Source organism: Arthrobacter sp. 05L45_2 (assembly GCF_056397525.1).
Map to the genome: position 1 here is coordinate 1 of NZ_JBFTNO010000067.1, position 16,675 is coordinate 16,675.

15 protein-coding genes and 3 pseudogenes are annotated in these 16,675 nt (G+C 67.8%); 12 read left to right on the forward strand and 6 right to left on the reverse strand.

Features of this window, described 5'->3' with window-relative positions:
• Positions 1–190 precede the first annotated feature (190 nt).
• Both AC1DHD_RS07420 and AC1DHD_RS07425 read left to right on the forward strand, forming a co-directional pair.
• Positions 191–595: pseudogene (locus AC1DHD_RS07420) on the forward strand (hypothetical protein); the annotation flags it as partial.
• A gap of 289 nt (positions 596–884) precedes the next feature.
• A complete protein-coding gene (locus AC1DHD_RS07425) occupies positions 885–1,316 on the forward strand; it encodes a MarR family winged helix-turn-helix transcriptional regulator (RefSeq protein ID WP_476879098.1) in 432 nt (143 codons plus the stop codon).
• Between the two features lie 52 nt (positions 1,317–1,368).
• On the opposite strand, the gene AC1DHD_RS07430 is transcribed toward AC1DHD_RS07425, so the two are convergent.
• A complete protein-coding gene (locus tag AC1DHD_RS07430) occupies positions 1,369–1,950 on the reverse strand; it encodes an NUDIX domain-containing protein (protein ID WP_476879099.1) in 582 nt (193 codons plus the stop codon).
• Between the two features lie 116 nt (positions 1,951–2,066).
• On the opposite strand from AC1DHD_RS07430, the pseudogene AC1DHD_RS07435 reads away from it, so the two are divergent.
• A pseudogene (locus tag AC1DHD_RS07435) lies at positions 2,067–3,533 on the forward strand (HNH endonuclease signature motif containing protein).
• A gap of 145 nt (positions 3,534–3,678) precedes the next feature.
• Here the strand turns inward: AC1DHD_RS07435 and AC1DHD_RS07440 are convergent.
• Together AC1DHD_RS07440 and AC1DHD_RS07445 are read right to left on the reverse strand one after the other, a co-directional pair.
• Positions 3,679–4,128 (reverse strand): hypothetical protein, encoded by a 450-nt coding sequence (locus AC1DHD_RS07440; RefSeq protein ID WP_476879100.1) that lies wholly within the window; start codon positions 4,126–4,128, stop codon positions 3,679–3,681.
• A gap of 62 nt (positions 4,129–4,190) precedes the next feature.
• Complete coding sequence (locus AC1DHD_RS07445; protein ID WP_476879101.1) at positions 4,191–4,616, reverse strand: GNAT family N-acetyltransferase; 426 nt, start codon at positions 4,614–4,616, stop codon at positions 4,191–4,193.
• Positions 4,617–4,641: 25 nt separating this feature from the next.
• Here AC1DHD_RS07445 and AC1DHD_RS07450 point away from each other — a divergent pair, with 25 nt between their 5' ends.
• Positions 4,642–5,217 (forward strand): P-loop NTPase family protein, encoded by a 576-nt coding sequence (locus AC1DHD_RS07450; protein WP_476879102.1) that lies wholly within the window; start codon positions 4,642–4,644, stop codon positions 5,215–5,217.
• Between the two features lie 87 nt (positions 5,218–5,304).
• On the opposite strand, the gene AC1DHD_RS07455 is transcribed toward AC1DHD_RS07450, so the two are convergent.
• Positions 5,305–6,144 (reverse strand): DUF937 domain-containing protein, encoded by an 840-nt coding sequence (locus tag AC1DHD_RS07455; RefSeq protein ID WP_476879103.1) that lies wholly within the window; start codon positions 6,142–6,144, stop codon positions 5,305–5,307.
• Positions 6,145–6,375: 231 nt separating this feature from the next.
• Between AC1DHD_RS07455 and AC1DHD_RS07460 the strand changes: the two genes are divergently transcribed.
• The 7 genes from AC1DHD_RS07460 to AC1DHD_RS07490 all read left to right on the forward strand — a co-directional run bounded on the left by AC1DHD_RS07460 (position 6,376) and on the right by AC1DHD_RS07490 (position 14,501).
• A complete protein-coding gene (locus AC1DHD_RS07460) occupies positions 6,376–7,386 on the forward strand; it encodes a bifunctional riboflavin kinase/FAD synthetase (RefSeq protein WP_476879104.1) in 1,011 nt (336 codons plus the stop codon).
• 14 nt (positions 7,387–7,400) lie between these two features.
• On the forward strand, positions 7,401–8,255 hold the full coding sequence (kynA, locus tag AC1DHD_RS07465) for a tryptophan 2,3-dioxygenase (RefSeq protein WP_476879105.1): 855 nt from the start codon (positions 7,401–7,403) through the stop codon (positions 8,253–8,255).
• On the forward strand, positions 8,252–9,544 hold the full coding sequence (gene kynU, locus AC1DHD_RS07470) for a kynureninase (RefSeq protein WP_476879106.1): 1,293 nt from the start codon (positions 8,252–8,254) through the stop codon (positions 9,542–9,544). The genes kynA and kynU overlap by 4 nt, the downstream gene beginning before the upstream one ends.
• A 140-nt stretch (positions 9,545–9,684) precedes the next feature.
• Positions 9,685–9,954, forward strand: coding sequence for a 30S ribosomal protein S15 (rpsO, locus tag AC1DHD_RS07475; RefSeq protein ID WP_138769772.1), 270 nt, complete (start codon positions 9,685–9,687; stop codon positions 9,952–9,954).
• Positions 9,955–10,193: 239 nt separating this feature from the next.
• Positions 10,194–12,443, forward strand: a complete 2,250-nt coding sequence (locus tag AC1DHD_RS07480) for a polyribonucleotide nucleotidyltransferase (protein ID WP_476879111.1) — start codon at positions 10,194–10,196, stop codon at positions 12,441–12,443.
• 122 nt (positions 12,444–12,565) lie between these two features.
• Positions 12,566–13,909 (forward strand): M16 family metallopeptidase, encoded by a 1,344-nt coding sequence (locus AC1DHD_RS07485; RefSeq protein ID WP_476879107.1) that lies wholly within the window; start codon positions 12,566–12,568, stop codon positions 13,907–13,909.
• 106 nt (positions 13,910–14,015) lie between these two features.
• Positions 14,016–14,501, forward strand: a complete 486-nt coding sequence (locus AC1DHD_RS07490) for a DUF1579 domain-containing protein (protein WP_476879108.1) — start codon at positions 14,016–14,018, stop codon at positions 14,499–14,501.
• A gap of 15 nt (positions 14,502–14,516) precedes the next feature.
• Here the strand turns inward: AC1DHD_RS07490 and AC1DHD_RS07495 are convergent, their stop codons facing one another.
• Together AC1DHD_RS07495 and moaA are read right to left on the reverse strand one after the other, a co-directional pair.
• Positions 14,517–14,783: a MoaD/ThiS family protein gene (locus AC1DHD_RS07495; RefSeq protein ID WP_476879109.1), complete on the reverse strand. Its 267-nt coding sequence runs from the start codon at positions 14,781–14,783 to the stop codon at positions 14,517–14,519.
• Between the two features lie 7 nt (positions 14,784–14,790).
• Entirely contained in the window at positions 14,791–15,918 is a 1,128-nt protein-coding gene (gene moaA, locus AC1DHD_RS07500; RefSeq protein ID WP_476879110.1) for a GTP 3',8-cyclase MoaA, read from the reverse strand.
• Between the two features lie 67 nt (positions 15,919–15,985).
• Here moaA and AC1DHD_RS07505 point away from each other — a divergent pair.
• A pseudogene (locus tag AC1DHD_RS07505) lies at positions 15,986–16,675 on the forward strand (molybdopterin-dependent oxidoreductase); the annotation flags it as partial.

The following is a 16,675-nucleotide window of genomic DNA, read 5'->3' on the forward strand; positions in this document are numbered from 1 at the left end:
TGGTACTGACGTGGAAGAGGCAAAGAAGAACATGGCAGCTCCCCAACAAGGCACTGGCGACTCCGGAACTACGGCGGCGGCCGCAGGCGGCACGGAGGCTACGGCCCCGGCGTCGACTCCGGCGTCGACTCCGGCGTCGGACGCTCCCGCCGGCGGCACAGATGCTACGGCCGGCGGCACAGCCGCGGCGGCGAAGGACACGCGCAATACCGGCCCCGGCCGGCTGCTGATCGCGGTCTATGCGGTGTTCGCCCTCTCGGCCACGGCGCGGGCCGGGTACCAGATCCTGACGAAGTTCTCCGAAGCGCCGCTGGCGTACCTGCTGTCGGCGTTTGCCGCCGTCGTCTACATCGTGGCGACTGTCTCGCTCGCGAAAGCCGGACGTACCTGGTTCAAGGTCTCCGTGACGGCAGTGCTGGTGGAGCTGGTCGGCGTCCTTGTGGTCGGCGCACTCAGCCTGTTCGACTCGGTGAACTTCCCCCATGAAACGGTCTGGTCCTTGTTCGGCCGGGGCTACGGATTCATTCCGCTGCTGCTGCCCATCCTCGGTCTGAGCTGGCTGTACCGCCGGCGGCCCGCGCCGCGACGGCCCTAGACGCAGGCAGCAGCACAATCCTTCCGACCCGGGACGGGTCCTTGCCGCGATGACGGCCGTGCACGGATTAGTAAGCAAACTTGCCAAAGTCATAGTAAGCATGCTTATTGTAGTGTGGGAGCAACGCCGCGGATAGCGGCGCACCCAGGTGGGTCCAGCGGAGCCAGGGAGGCATCATGAGGATTATGAACGCCGTTCCCCGAGCAGGATGGGAATCCGGTCAGGCCGGTACACGCCGCGATACGCCATGTGCGGCGCGCAGCATTCTTAGCCGACTGGGGCGCCGCGGATGAGCGCCGAATCGGAGCTAAAAAAATGGCGGACGGACCAGTTGCTGTCCATGGCCGCGCGGCTGGTCGAACGCCGCAAGGACCAGGCATTGGCGGCGTTGGGTTTGACCCATGCCGCAGTCATCGCCCTCCAGGGCCTCGCCGGAGGGCCACTCAATCAGGAGCAACTGGCGCGCCGGATCGCGGTGCAAAGCCAGTCCCTGGGCAAGGTTTTGCTGCGGCTTGAAGAGTCGGGCCTGGTCAGCCGGACCAAGGACCAGCGCGACCGCCGACAGTTCTCGGTGGCGCTGACGGCCTCCGGCAGCACCGCACTGGCGACGGCGCATCAGATCGAGCGCGACGCCCTCCCCGAAGACATCGAAGGCTGGACCACGCTGCAGCACGATCTGGTGAGGATCCTGGCGGCCTTCGAGGTTCCTGGCCGGTCCTAGAGCCGGGCGGTACTAGGCCCGGGAACCGTGGACTAAGCCGGGAAGCCGGTGACTAGGACCGGGAACCGGGCAACGGGGTGGCCATCGCGTCGGGTTCCTGAAGTCCGCGGCGCAACGCCGGCCAAGCGGCCGCAAACCCCGGGTGCAGCTCCTTCTGGCTCACGGCGTCGAGCGTGACCCATTGCAGTTCGATACTCTCGGGGTCGCTGATCTCCGCTTCGAAGGGCTCGATCACCTGCGCGGCCACGGTCGTGTAGGACCAATATCCGACGTCGAACACCGAGGTAAAAAGTACGCGGACCGAACCGGGCGGAACGGCGGCCTCCTCGTGGGCCTCCCGGAGCGCGCCGTTGACGGCGTCCTCACCCTGATGCAATGCCCCGCCGGGGAGCCCCCACGTTCCGCCTTGGTCGCTCCACGTGGCGCGGTGCTGCAAGAGCACACCCTTCGCCGCGTCGTGCACAAGCAACCCCGCAGAACCGAACCGGCCCCAGAAGCGGCCGTGTTCGCCCTCCACCCAGGCATCGCCGGGGTCGCGTGGCCCCAGTGGCCGGCGCGGCCCAAGGTAAGGCCCCGGAGCCTGCCCTTCAGGGGACGACGATCCGGAGGGGTTCGGTGTGGCAGGGTCAGTCATGCTGCCAGTCTGCCATTTCTGCGGGCGGCACGCGCCGGGATGGGCCTGCCCGCGTAGCGTGAGCTCATAATCCCGGTGGTCGCTATTATGTCGTACCCCCTTGGGAGACTTGGTTTATGGGAAGCGGTGCAGCTCTCGCGTTTCGTCCGGCTGGTGGGCCGGACGGTGATCAGCGCGGGGCGCAGCCGGGCTGTGAGCTTGCGGGCGGTGCGGTGTTGGGTCGGGTGCTGGAGGACTTGCGGGGGTTGAGCGCGACGGCGGCCGCGGACGCCGCGTTGTTCGGGATCGGTGAGGCCGCGGAGTTCGCCGCCCGGGTCGAGGAGATCTCCCGGACCGTGGAATACCTGCAACTGATCGGCGCGGCCGCGGTCGAACGCACCCGCACCGAAGCCGCTGCCACCAATGACCCGGTCCTGGATGACGGGTACCGGCGGGCCGGGGATTTCCTCCGCGCCCGCCTGCACATCAGCGCCACCGAAGCCCACCGCCGGCTCGCCCTGGCCGGGACCGTGCTGCCCCGCACCGGGAGCACCGGCCAGCCCCTGGCACCCCGGCACGAGGAACTCGGCGCCGCCCTCGCCAACGGAACCGTCGGTTCCCGGCCCGCCACGATCATCAGCCAGGCCCTGGACCGGGTCCGGCCCGTCACCGACCCCGGGACCAGCACCCGGATGGAACACGCCCTGACCGCCACCGCCACCGAGTACGACCCGGACTTCCTCACCCGCATCGCCCGCCGCTGGATCGACGCCCTCGACCAGGACGGCACCGAACCCTCCGAAGAAGTCCTCCGCCAACTCCAGGGCGCCTTCATCCGCCGCCCCCGCCACGGCCTCCACCACATCGAAATCTTCGCCACCACCGACCAGTTCGAACACCTCCTCACCCTCATGAACACCGCCACCAACCCCCGCACCCCGACGGTGGAGTGGGTGCGGGACTGGACCGGCGCTCCCGCSCGCAGAAACTCCTCGACGGCCTCATCAGCGGCTGCAAACTCGCCCTCGCCAACGGCCGGCTGCCCGCCACCGGCGGCCACCGCCCCCAAATCATGGTCACCATCAACTACCAAGACCTCTACAACCACCTCACCAAAGGCRCCGGCACCCCGACACCCGGCGCTGGCCTCGCAGACACCGCCCCTGGCGGCCCGGGGACGGGGKCGATGGTGTTCACCGGRCCCGTCACCGCCTCCACCATCCGCAAAATCGCCTGCGACGCCGACCTCATCCCCGTCCTCCTCGGCACCACCGGCCGRATCCTCGAYATCGGCCGCACCAGCCGCATCTTCCCGCCCCACATCCGCAAAGCCATCACCGCCCGCGACCAAGGCTGCACCTTCCCCGGCTGCACCATCCCCGCCCCCTGGTGCGAAGCCCACCACATCACCTACTGGTCCCACGGCGGCACCACCAGCACCGACAACGGAACCCTCCTCTGCTCMCACCACCACCACCTCATCCACAAAGAACAATGGACCATCCACAACCACAACGGCACACAACGGCACCCCCTGGTACACCCCACCACCACACCTCGACCCCACCCAACAACCCCGACGCAACCACCACTTCCGACCCTAAAAAGAAGTCCAGACCGGCTGCGGGCAGAAACTGTCCTCCGCTGGGACCCATGGACTGCGGATACCCAGTGAGCACCGAGGCGGTGACGGGACGGACGGCGCGGCAATAAGCACCATGCCCTCACCGCGTCACGGTTCGTCGGCGACTAGCGGGTCTTGAACGGCAGGGGAGCGCCCGTGGGGAAGGGGAGAGCTCCCTGGTCCGGCGTCATGGTGAACCATTCGCCGTTCTGGTTGGTGAGGAAGAGGAGCTGCCGACCGCCGGCGTCGAGCGGGTCACCGTCCGGATACGACTTGCCGCACGTAACAGGCATGGACGCAACCCGGACGGGTGCAGTCCCCACATCGCCCTTGAAAACCCGTTCAACCTCAACAGCATGGATGTTGGCCTGATACCCATAGATGCGGGTTTCGCCGTCCGTCGGCTGCGGGGTGCCGACAACAACAGCTCCCGCATGGTCGAACCGTTCCTGCAGGGTGCCGAAGCGGACCCAGTCCACGCAGGCGGCCGTGTGGGAGCCCGGCTCCAGCCAGCATCCGCTGAGCACCGTCACGGAAACCAGGCTGATCGCTGCTGCCGCCGCCAGTCGCCTCATACCCAGATAGTAGGCACGGCAGTGACGCCGGGTACATGGGGAAGTGCCGCGGACTCGTCGGACTAGCGGAACAAGGCAAAGACCCGAAGGGGTTCCGGAGTGAAATCGGTGCCCTCAGTGAATCCAAGGGCCTCGTAGAAAGCCCGCTGGCCAGGTTCGTTGTCCGTGAGGAGCACCGTCTGTCGGACATGCCGGTAACGGGCCTGGACAGCTTCCAGCATGGCGCGCCCGACGCCTGCACCTTGGCACCCCGGGTCCACGAGGATGTCCTGCACRTAGCAGATGGTCGCATCGTCGGAGACGGCSCGGGCCAGCCCGACCAGCCGTCCGTCCGGGTTCCGTGCGGCGACCACAAAGGAGGAGTTTCGGAGCGCCTGTAATAACAGGCCGGGGTCCCGCGTGTACGCGGCCCACCCGACGGATTCATAGAGTGCCACCACCTCGGCGCCGGAGACCTCGGGGCTGGCGGCAATGACAAATTCGGGCATCGGACCAGTGTGGCATGCTGACCTAGTGCAACCCCCACCTTCGCCAGCGGCCCCTTCGCGAGTCCTTTTCTACGGCGTCACCGGCAGCGGCAAGTCCTCCGCCGCACACGCCTACGCTGCGCGTACCGGGCTGCCGGAGTATTCCGCCGACGACGACATTGGCTGGCTTCCGGGGTGGCGGCAACCGGATACCGCGGAACAACGCGAGCTCGCGGCGCGCATCGCCGGCCAGGACAGGTGGGTCCTCGACAGCGCCTACGGCGTGTGGCGGGACCTGGTCGTGCCCCGGGCGCAGCTGATCATAGGGCTGGACTATCCGCGGTGGCTTTCGCTGCTGAGGCTGATCCGTCGTTCGCTTCGGAGAGTCGTTGCCAGGGACGAAGTGTGCAATGGCAACCGGGAGACGTTCGCCCGACTCTTCGCGCCGGATTCGATCATCGGCTGGCACTTCCGGTCCTTTGGCCGGAAACGACGGGTCATGCGGGAACTCCAACGTTCCCCCGGGCCGGCTGAAGTCCTCCTCTTCCGTCGCCCACGGGACCTGGAAGCATGGTTGCAGCTCATCCCGCAGGCAGATCCGACGGCCGCCCGGAAGCAGTAGCCCCGCTGATATTGGAAAGCAGTACCGGGCAGGGCGCCGGGGCGGGCGATGAGGCGCGGCCGCCCCGCCTGGTACGCGGTCTGGACCCTACTTCTTCCCGAAGAGTCCGCCGAGCAGGCCGCCGAGTCCGCCGTCGTCTTTCCGGGACTGCTCCGCGGACTGCCCCTCATCCTGCCGGGCCGCGTCGTCCTGCTGTTGCCCGGGGAGGTCAATGTCGATCAGCTCACCCGGTGCCGGACCGTCGCCCGACGGCTGTCCCTGCGGTACCGCCTGGGGCTCAGCTTGGGGAGCCGGTTCCGTTGCACGGCCCGCATCGGGCGCTGGAGCTTCATCGGTGGTGCGCTGTTCGCCGCCGCCGAACATGCCGCCGAGGATGCTGCCCAGGCCGCCGCCCGCCCCTCCTGCGCCGCCACCCAGGATTCCACCCAGGATTCCGCCGAGGTCAATGCCCCCGGGTCCGGCCTGGCTCCCGGCGCCGGCGCCGGCGCCAGCTCCGGCACCTGCGCCGGCCTGGCCACGGCCGCCCAGGACCTTCTTGGCGAGGTAGGACATCACGATCGGGGCGAGCAGCGGAAGGAGCTTGCGCACCAGGTCCCCGCCCATCCCGCCGAGCTGTGCCGAGCCGGCCAGCTGGCTGGCCACCTGGTCCTGCTGGCCGCCGAAGACGTGGTTCACGATCTTTTCGCCGTCGGCGGTGTCCACCTGGGCGGCATCCACACCGCCGTCCACCAGCCCGTCCCGGTGCTGGTCCAGGGCCGACTCCAGGGCGGCTGCGCCTTCGGGGGCCTGCGCGTTGTTGTGCATGCCGGCGAGAAGCGTGGGGACAGCGGCCTCCACAGCGGCCTGGGCCGTCTGCCGGTCCGTGCCGAGCATGTCGGCGATCTGGTCTACGGGAATCTGCCCAAGGATGTCATGGAGCTCAGTCATGGCGTTCTCCTTCAGCCGCGGTCCGGCCGCGGGCATTGGTGGCGGCGGCGGCCGCATTGCCGTCGCCGAACTGGTGCCCTTGCATCGTAGCCCCGGGCCGGGTAGACGGAAAGGTAACGGCGGCGCCCGGATCCGTCCGGGACCAGCGCCGGCAGCGGGTAATCTTAGAGAGTTCCGGAGCCGGCCAGACCCTCCGGAAAAGTCCACAGCAGGCAGCAAAAGGCGAGGTAGATGGTCCACATCTGGAACGATCCGTCCGAAGTCCCGGCGGACTTCGGTCCCTCCGTGGTCACGTTCGGCAACTTCGACGGCGTGCACCGCGGCCACCAGCAGGTGCTGTCGCAACTGATCCGCACGGCCCGCCTGACCCACGCCCGCGCCGTCGCCATCACCTTCGACCCGCACCCGGCACAGGTCCACCGCCCCGAATCCGCCCCCGAGCTGATCATGGGGCTCGAAGACAAGCTGGTTGCCCTCGGCGAGGTCGGCCTGGACGCCGTCCTGGTGATGAAGTACTCGCTGGAACTGGCCAGCCTGACCCCGGAGGAATTCGTCTCCTCGGTGCTGGTGGATGCCCTCAAGGCCAGCCACGTCGTCATCGGCCACGACGCCCGGTTTGGCCGGGGCAACTCCGGCGACCTGGACACCATGAAGGAGCTGGGGGAGAAGCTCGGCTTCGAGGTGCAGGTCATCAGCGAATTCGGCTCCGAAGGCTACCCGGTGCACCGCACCGACGGAACTGACCACGACGGCGGCGCGGGCGACCGCCGCTGCTCGTCCACCTGGGTCCGGGATGCCTTGCGGGAGGGCGACGTCGCCACCGCCGCTGCCGTCCTGGGCCGGCCGCATAAGATGCGGGGCGAGGTGGTGCACGGCGCCGCCCGCGGCCGCGACCTCGGTTTCCCCACCGCCAACCTCGCTGCGGACGCCAGCGGCTACATCCCCGCGGACGGCATCTACGCCGGCTGGCTCGTAGACCAGGCCGGCATCCGCTGGCCGGCCGCCATTTCGGTCGGCTCAAACCCCACTTTTGACGGCGTCAGCCGGCAAGTCGAGGCGCACGTGATCGACCGGCCCGAAGAGGCCGTGGAGGATTTCGATCTCTACGGCCAGACAGTCGTCATCGAATTCGTGGCCCGCCTGCGCGGTATGGTCGCGTACCGTGGCCCGGAGGCGCTGGTGGAACAGATGCGCCTGGACGTCGTCCAGGCGCACGATCTCCTGACCGCGTCCCAAGGTTAAGGAAGGCACCCGACGTGACCCTAGAGAAGAACACCCGCGAGCTGGACAAGGACATTGTCCGCGACTTCAGCTCCCGGATGAGCTACGCCTCATACCTGCAGCTGCCAACGCTGCTCAGCGCCCAGCAGCCCGTGAGTGCACCGGAGCACCACGACGAGATGCTGTTCATCATCCAGCACCAGACCACGGAGCTGTGGCTCAAACTCGTGCTGCACGAACTCCGCAGCGCCGCAGCCTGGCTTCGCGCCGACGACCTCGGCTCCGCGCTCAAGGCCATCGCCAGGGTCAAGCACATCCAGAAGACCCTCACGGAGCAGTGGTCTGTCCTGGCCACCCTGACACCCACCGAGTACTCCCAGTTCCGGGGTTTCCTGGGCAGCTCATCAGGCTTTCAGTCCAGCCAGTACCGCGCCGTGGAGTTTCTCCTGGGCAACAAGAACCGCAAGATGCTGCCGGTTTTCGAATCGGACCCCGAGGCCCACGGGATGCTCCTGGAGCTCCTCGAAGCACCCAGTATCTACGACGACTTCCTTGCCTACCTCAAGCGCCAGGGCTTCGACGTGCCGGCGTCGGTCCTGGACCGCGATGTCAGCAAGGCCCACGAATTCAGCCCGGAACTTGTCCCCGTGTTCAAGTACATCTACGAAAACGCGGCCACCAACTGGGGCGCCTACGAAGCCTGCGAGGAACTCGTGGACCTCGAGGACAACTTCCAGCTCTGGCGCTTCCGGCACCTCCGGACGGTCCAGCGGACCATCGGCATGAAGTCCGGGACCGGCGGGTCCAGCGGAGTGGCCTTCCTGCAAAAAGCCCTCGAACTGACGTTCTTCCCGGAACTGTTCGCCGTCCGCACGGAGATCGGCCAGTGAGCGCCGGCACACCGGCACAGGCAGCGACCGATGCCCTGTGGCAGCGCGCGTTGGACCTCGACGCCGCGGACCCGCTGGCCGCGTACCGCGCCCACTTCGTCGGGGCGGACACGGAGCTGTCCTACCTCGATGGCAACTCCCTGGGCCGGCCCCTGAAGCGCACTGTCACGGACATCAGCAGCTTCATCCAGGACAGCTGGGGCGGCCGCCTGATCCGCGGCTGGGACGAGGAATGGCTGCAGCTGCCGCAGCAGATCGGTGACCAGCTGGGCCGGGCCGTGCTGGGCGCGGCCCCCGGGCAGACCATCATCGCCGACTCCACCACCGTGGTGCTTTACAAACTGATCCGCGCCGCGCTGGCCGCCGTCACCGATCCGGCCCGCACCGAAATCGTGCTGGACACGGACAACTTCCCGACCGACCGCTACCTCGTCGAAGGCATTGCCCGCGAAGAGGGGCTCACACTGCGCTGGATCGAGGCAGACCCCTCCGCAGGGGTCAGCGTTGACCAGGTGCGCGCCGCCACCGGGCCGGCCACCGCCGTCGTGGTCCTCAGCCAGATCGCCTACCGCTCCGGTTTCCTCGCGGACCTGCCCGGTATCACCGCCGCTGTGCACGACGCCGGCGCGCTGGTGGTGTGGGACCTGTGCCACTCCGCCGGGTCGGTGGAGATCGGCCTGGACGACGCCGGCGTCGACTTCGCCGCAGGCTGCACCTACAAGTACCTGAACGGGGGACCGGGGTCGCCCGCGTTCGCCTACGTCAACGCCCGGCACCTGGCCGGGCTGCAGCAGCCCATCTGGGGCTGGATGGGACGCAAGGACGCGTTCGAGATGGGTCCGGGCTACGAGGCGGCGGCAGGGATCCGGGGCTTCCTCAGCGGAACGCCCGCCATCTTCGGCATGCTCGCCATGCGCGGGACACTGGACCTGCTTGAGGAGGCCTCCATGGCCGCCGTCCGGGAGAAGTCACGGCTGCTGACGGCGTTCGCCGTCGAACTCCATGACGCCTGGCTGGCGCCCGCAGGGGTGCAGTTGTCCACCCCGCGGGACCCTGACCTGCGCGGCAGCCACATCACGGTGGACCATCCCGCGTTCCGTGAGATGACCGCCCAGCTGTGGGAACAGGACGTGATCCCTGACTTCCGGGCGCCGCAGGGCATCAGGATCGGGCTCTCGCCGCTGAGTACCTCCTTCGCCGAGCTGTACCAGGGTGTCGCCGCCATCCGCGGGTTGCTGGTGGGCGCGCCGGACGGTTTAGACAACATCGGCGGCGTGCCAGTAAACTAAACGTTGGATCCGGCTGCAGTCCGTGGCGGCTGGCTCTTGTTGTGTGGAGGATACCTTCCCTGTGGGGCAGGAATTCCGGCGCAGCACCCCCGGCAGTGAATTACTGACTCGGGCCTCACGGCACATCTCTAGGAGTTAACGTGGCACTTGAAGCCGCTGTAAAGCAGTCCATCATGAAGGATTTCGCAACGTCCGAGGGCGACACCGGTTCGCCGGAGGTCCAGGTTGCAGTCCTGACCCAGCGGATCAAGGATCTGACTGAGCACATGAAGGAGCACAAGCACGATTACCACACCCAGCGCGGTCTGCTGGCCATGGTTGGTCGTCGCAAGCGCATGCTCACCTACCTCAAGAACACTGACATCAACCGCTACCGTGCGCTCATCGAGCGTCTCGGCCTGCGCCGCTAGTCAGCTTTAAGGGGCGGCCCTTTCCCACGGGAAGGGCCGCCTTTTTCAAAACTCAATAGGAGGATCAACCGCATCGCGCATTCGCGGTCTTCGGTAGTGATCTCCGGGAACGGCTTCGAAGAATGAAGCCCGGCCCGTGGGTCTCGATCGATGACCGGGTGCAGTGCAGGCCAGTCGACAGATGCTGGCCTGGGTTGATGCGGATGGGCTCCGTTAACCAAGAAACGGAGGTGACTCTCTTGGAGGGTCCCGAAATCCAGTTCTCAGAAGCCGTCATTGACAATGGCCGCTTCGGCAAGCGGGTTATCCGCTTTGAAACCGGCCGTCTTGCCAAGCAGGCAGCCGGCGCAGCCATGGTCTACATCGATGAAGAGACCGCGCTGCTGTCCGCAACCACCGCCGGCAAGCACCCGCGCGAAGGTTTCGACTTCTTCCCGCTGACCGTCGACGTCGAAGAGCGTATGTACGCCGCGGGCCGTATCCCGGGTTCGTTCTTCCGCCGCGAAGGCCGCCCCTCGACCGAAGCCATCCTGGCCTGCCGCCTCATGGACCGCCCGCTGCGCCCCGCGTTCGTCAAGGGCCTGCGCAACGAGGTCCAGATCGTCGTCACCGTGCTCTCCATCAACCCGGATGAGCTCTACGACGTCGTCGCGATCAACGCCTCCTCGATGTCCACCCAGCTCTCCGGCCTGCCCTTCTCCGGCCCGATCGGCGGCGTCCGCGTTGCCCTCGTCGCCGACGAGCACGGCACCCAGTGGGTTGCGTTCCCGAAGCACTCCCAGCTGGAGAACGCCGTCTTCAACATGGTCGTCGCCGGCCGCGTTGCAGGTGACGACGTCGCCATCATGATGGTTGAAGCCGAAGCCACCGACAACTCCTGGAACCTCATCAAAGAACAGGGCGCCACCGCCCCGACCGAAGAAGTTGTTTCCGAGGGCCTCGAGGCCGCCAAGCCGTTCATCAAGGCCCTGTGCGAAGCCCAGTCCGACCTCGCAGCCCGCGCCGCCAAGCCGACCGTCGAGTTCCCGGTCTTCCTGGACTACCAGGACGATGTCTACGCCGCTGTGGAATCCGCTGCCGCCGACAAGCTGGCTGCTGTCTTCCAGATCGCCGACAAGCAGGAGCGCGACACCGCCTCGGACGAGCTCAAGGACGAGGTCACCTCTTCCCTGGCCGGCCAGTTCGAAGGCCGCGAGAAGGAGCTGTCAGCAGCCTTCCGCTCCGTCACCAAGCAGGTTGTGCGCCAGCGCATCCTCAAGGACCAGATCCGCATCGACGGCCGCGGCCTGACGGACATCCGCCAGCTCACCGCCGAGGTTGAGGTTCTGCCCCGCGTGCACGGCTCGGCCATCTTCGAACGCGGCGAGACCCAGATCATGGGTGTCACCACGCTGAACATGCTCAAGATGGAACAGCAGATCGACTCGCTGTCGCCGGTAACGCGCAAGCGCTACATGCACAACTACAACTTCCCGCCGTACTCCACCGGCGAGACCGGCCGCGTCGGTTCSCCGAAGCGCCGCGAAATCGGCCACGGCGCCCTCGCAGAGCGCGCCATCATGCCGGTGCTGCCCACCCGCGAGGAATTCCCCTACGCCATCCGCCAGGTGTCTGAGGCTCTCAGCTCCAACGGTTCGACGTCGATGGGTTCCGTCTGCGCCTCCACGCTGTCCCTGCTCAACGCAGGCGTGCCGCTGAAGGCGCCGGTTGCCGGTATCGCCATGGGCCTGGTCTCCGACCAGGTTGACGGCCAGACCCGCTACGCCGCACTGACCGACATCCTCGGCGCCGAAGATGCCTTCGGTGACATGGACTTCAAGGTCGCCGGTACCTCCGAGTTCGTCACGGCCATCCAGCTGGACACCAAGCTCGACGGCATCCCCGCCTCGGTCCTGGCCGCCGCCCTGAAGCAGGCCCGCGAAGCGCGCCTGCACATCCTGGACGTCCTGAACTCCGCGATCGACACCCCGGACGAGCTCTCCGAGTTCGCACCGCGCGTCATCGCGGTCAAGATCCCGGTAGACAAGATCGGCGAGGTCATCGGCCCGAAGGGCAAGATGATCAACCAGATCCAGGAAGACACCGGAGCCGACATCTCGATCGAGGACGACGGAACTGTCTACATTGGCGCCACCAACGGCCCGTCTGCCGACGCAGCACGGTCCGCGATCAACGCCATCGCCAACCCGCAGGTCCCGGAAATCGGTGAGCGCTACCTGGGTACGGTCGTCAAGACCACCACCTTCGGCGCCTTCGTTTCCCTGACCCCGGGCAAGGACGGTCTGCTGCACATCTCCGAGCTGCGCAAGATCGCCGGCGGCAAGCGCGTGGACAACGTCGAGGACGTTGTTTCCGTGGGCCAGAAGATCCAGGTGGAAATCACCAAGATCGATGACCGCGGAAAGCTCTCCCTCTCGCCCGTCGTGGCCGATGAGGCAGGGTCCGCTGACGCTGACAACGCTGAGGTTTCCGTGGAGGCCGCAGAGTAGTCTTTCCTGACTCGCGCAGCGGGGCCGGTGGATTCGTCCACCGGCCCCGCTGCCGTTAAAGGCAGGTAGGATTGCAGGCAGATTTGGCACGTTTCCCCTGACGGTTTTCTTGAAAGGCCTTAATGACTGTCGTACCCCTGCCGCTTGAGCAGAACCAGCACGCCGACACCCTCATCCACGGAGCCGACGGCGGCTCGCAGGTGCGCCGCTCGGTGCTCCCCGGCGGCGTCCGCGTGCTGACCGAAGCGATGCCGGGCCAGCGCTCGGCGACCATCGGGTTCTGGGTCGGCGTCGGATCGCGGGACGAAGCGCCGGGGCAGCACGGGTCCACCCACTTCCTGGAACACCTGCTCTTCAAGGGCACCAAACGGCGCACCGCGCTGGAAATCGCCTCCGCCTTCGACGAGGTCGGCGGGGAATCCAACGCCGCCACCGCGAAGGAAAGCACCTGCTACTTCGCCCGGGTCCTGGACACGGACCTCCCCATGGCGATCGACGTCATCGCCGACATGATCACCGGCGCCGTCCTGGACCCCCAGGAAATGGAGCAGGAACGCGACGTCATCCTCGAGGAAATCGCCATGGACAGCGATGACCCTACCGACGTCGCCCACGAACACTTCGTCGCCGCCGTCCTCGGCACGCACCCGCTCGGCCGTCCGATCGGCGGCACCCCGGACGCCATCCGCGCCGTGGCCCGCGACTCGGTCTGGGACCACTACCGCCGCTACTACCGTCCGGATGAGCTCGTTATCACCGCCGCCGGGGGACTGGATCACGACGTCGTCTGCGGGCTCGTCGTCGACGCCCTGCATTCGGYGGGCTGGCAGCTCGAGCACGACGCCGCCCCCGTCCAGCGCCGGTCCACCGAACGGGCGGCGATTACCGGCACGGCCGGCCTGCACGTGGTCAAGCGTCCCGTGGAGCAGGCCAACATCATCATGGGCTGCCCCACGATCGTCGCTACCGACGACCGCCGTTACGTGATGAGCGTGCTGAACGCCGTCCTGGGCGGGGGCATGTCGTCGCGGCTCTTCCAGGAGGTCCGGGAAAAGCGCGGCCTGGTGTATTCGACGTACTCCTTCGCGTCCTCCTACGCCGACGCCGGCTACTTCGGCATGTACGCCGGCTGCACCCCGTCGAAGGTCCGGCAGGTCCTGGAACTCCTCGGCGCGGAGCTGGACAAGCTGGCCGAGGGCGGGATCTCCGAAGAGGAACTGCGCAAGGCCGTCGGACAACTGAGCGGCGGCATCGTCCTGGCCCTGGAGGACACCGGGTCACGGATGTCCCGGCTGGGCCGGGCCGAGCTGGTCTCCGGCGAATACCAGGACATCGACGAGACCCTGCGCCAGATCAAGGCCGTCACCGTGGCCGACGTCCAGGAACTGGCCCGTGAACTGGCCGCCGCACCGCGGACCGTTACTGTGGTGGGCCCGTTCGAGGAAACCGAGACCTTCGGCCTCTGAGCTGATCCCCGGGGGCTTCCGCCGGGCTACCCCTCCTTTACAGCCGGGCGGCCCGGCGTGATGATGGTGGCGGGACCGCACGGGAGGAAACCCCATCGGAGGACGCATGGACCGGCCGCTGCCAGGCAGTGCACACGAGGCGCTTGAGGGCTTCCTCGGCCAGTGGAGTGGCACCACCCAGTGGGAGGCAACGGCGTGGGGTCCGGCCCGTACGGCCGCGGCCGACGTCGTTTTCGCCCGCGCCGCCGCCGGTCTCGCCGTCACCATGAGCTACCGCCATACCGATGCCGACGGCGCCAGGACCGAGGGTGTCGGTGTCTTCACCATGGACCCCGATCATCCGGACACACTCTGGTACCACGTGAACAGTATGGGCCTGCCGCCCGAGGCGCCGGCCCGTGCCAGCTGGCAGGACGGCACCCTGACCATTGAACGGCGCAGTGACCGCGGCACTGCACGGCATACCTTGAGGGTCGACGACGGGGAGCTGACCCACGCTGCCGGGCTGCGGCTGGGCCACGCGAGCGATTTCAGCCCGTTTATGACCACCGTCTGCCGCCGCGTTCCCGAGCCCGCGGCCGTTCCGGCCTAGGCTGCCCGGGCTCGGCTAGCCGCCGGCGAACGGCGGGAGCACGTCGACGACGTCGTCCGGTCCCAGCGTGGCCGCAGGGTTGCGGACGGCCACCTCGTTGAGCAGGAAGCTGGACCGGGACAGGATGCGGGCCAGCGGCGGAGTGCCGGCGGGCGGTTCGGGACGTTCGACGGCGATAATCGCCTTCACAAGGCCGGTCAGCGTGGTGCCGTCGGGCAGGTCGAACTTTTCCTCGTCCATCCCGGCGGCGGCGCGCGCGGCAGCGAAGTAACGTACGTTCACGGGTGGTTCAGCCTCCGATGGCGCTCATGCTGCGGTCCGGCTGGACGAAATCCGGGGCGTCCAGCCCGACGTGGTCCATGCCGTGGGCCTTGGGCTTGATCCACATGGCGTCCTGCCACCGCTCGGCGAGTTGTTCGTCGCTGGCGCCCTCGCGGAGCAGTCCCAGCAGGTCAATCTCCTCGCGCGAAAACAGGCAGCTCATGATCTTGCCTTCAGCGGTGATCCGGGTGCGGCGGCAGTCCGCGCAGAACGGTTCGGTGACGGAGGCGATGATGCCCACCGTGCCCAGCACGGGTCCGGTGGCCTGATCCGTTCCGGGTACCCTGGCGCGGACCTCAAAGCGTTCAGCGGGGGCGCCGTCGCGCTCCCTCGGGTCCGCGCCCAGCACGTAGTCCACCGAGAGCAGGTCACGGATTTCCGCTGCCGTGATCATGTTCCGGCGCGTCCAGCCGTGGTCGGCGTCCAATGGCATCTGTTCGATGAAGCGCAGTTCGTAGCCGCGGTCCAGGGCCCACGCCAGCAGGGCGGGCGATTCGGCGTCGTTGATGCCGCGCATCAGCACCGCATTGAGCTTGACGGGTCCGAGGCCGGCCGCCCAGGCGGCGTCGACGCCGGCGAGGACGCGGTCCAGGAAGGGACGCCGGGTCAGTTTGGTGAAGGTTTCCTCGTGCAAGGAGTCCAGCGAGACGTTGATCCGGGTCAGGCCGGCGGCTTTTAGGCCCGCGGCCTTCCTGTCCAGTCCGACGGCGTTGGTGGTCATGGAGATCGGCAGGTCCGGGTGGGCCTGGCGCAGCGCGGAAATGATATCCAGGAGGTCGGCCCGGACCAGGGGTTCGCCGCCGGTGAGCCGGAGTTCCCGGACGCCCAGCAGGTCCACTCCGATCCGGACAATCCGCACTATCTCGTCCGCGGTCATAACCGCCTGCTTGGCCAGCCATTCGAGGCCTTCGGCCGGCATGCAGTAGGTGCAGCGCAGGTTGCATTTGTCCGTCAGCGAGAGCCGCATGTCGGTGGCGCGGCGGCCGTAACGGTCCATCAGGCCGGCCGGCAGCCCGGCAGGGCGCCCGGCTGGAAGCGGCGCGGCGCCGGGGCCGCTTTCCGCCCGGGGCTGGGGCATGCCAAGCTGAACACTCATACTGTCAGGCTACGCCACCGCGGGCCGGCCATCACGCCCCTGTTGCCAGCGAACTTATGCTGGAAGGGTGAACACCTCCAGGGTTGTCCCGGCAGCACCGCCCCGGGGGCGGCTGCGGCCCGCAGGCGGGCGCCCGTTATGGTGGGCCGCCGCGGCGGGAGTGGCGGCGGTCGGCGCGGGCGTCGTCGTGGGTGAACTGGCCGCCGGGCTGGTGAGTCCCTCGGTGTCGCCGGTGACAGCAGTGGGCGGAGCCGTTATCGACGCCGTGCCGCCGGGCGTCAAGGACTGGGCTATCTCCTTATTCGGGACTTCGGACAAGCTGGCCCTGCTGACGTCGATGGTGGTGCTGATCGCAGTACTGGCCGCCTTGGCCGGGATGCTCGAATGGCGCCTCCGCTTTGCCGGGCTGGCCGTGATAGCCGTGTTCGGCGTCGTTGGCCTGGCCGCCGTACTGACCCGGGCCGGGGTAACGCCCAACGCGATTCCTGTACCGCTGCTTGGCGCGGTGCTCGGCATCATCCTGCTGCGCTGGCTGGTCCGCTTACTGAAGACCTGGCACGGCGCGCCGGCACCGGCGGAACAGCAGCAGCCGCAGCCTCCGCAGCCCCGGGATACGGCGGACGGCCCCGCCCGCCGCCGGTTCCTGCAGTCCCTGGCAGGGACGGGCCTGGTCGCCGCGATCGGCGGAGTGCTGGCGTCCACCCTGCGCGGGGCGGCAGCCGCCGTCACCGAGGTGCGTGGCAAACTGGTCCTGCCC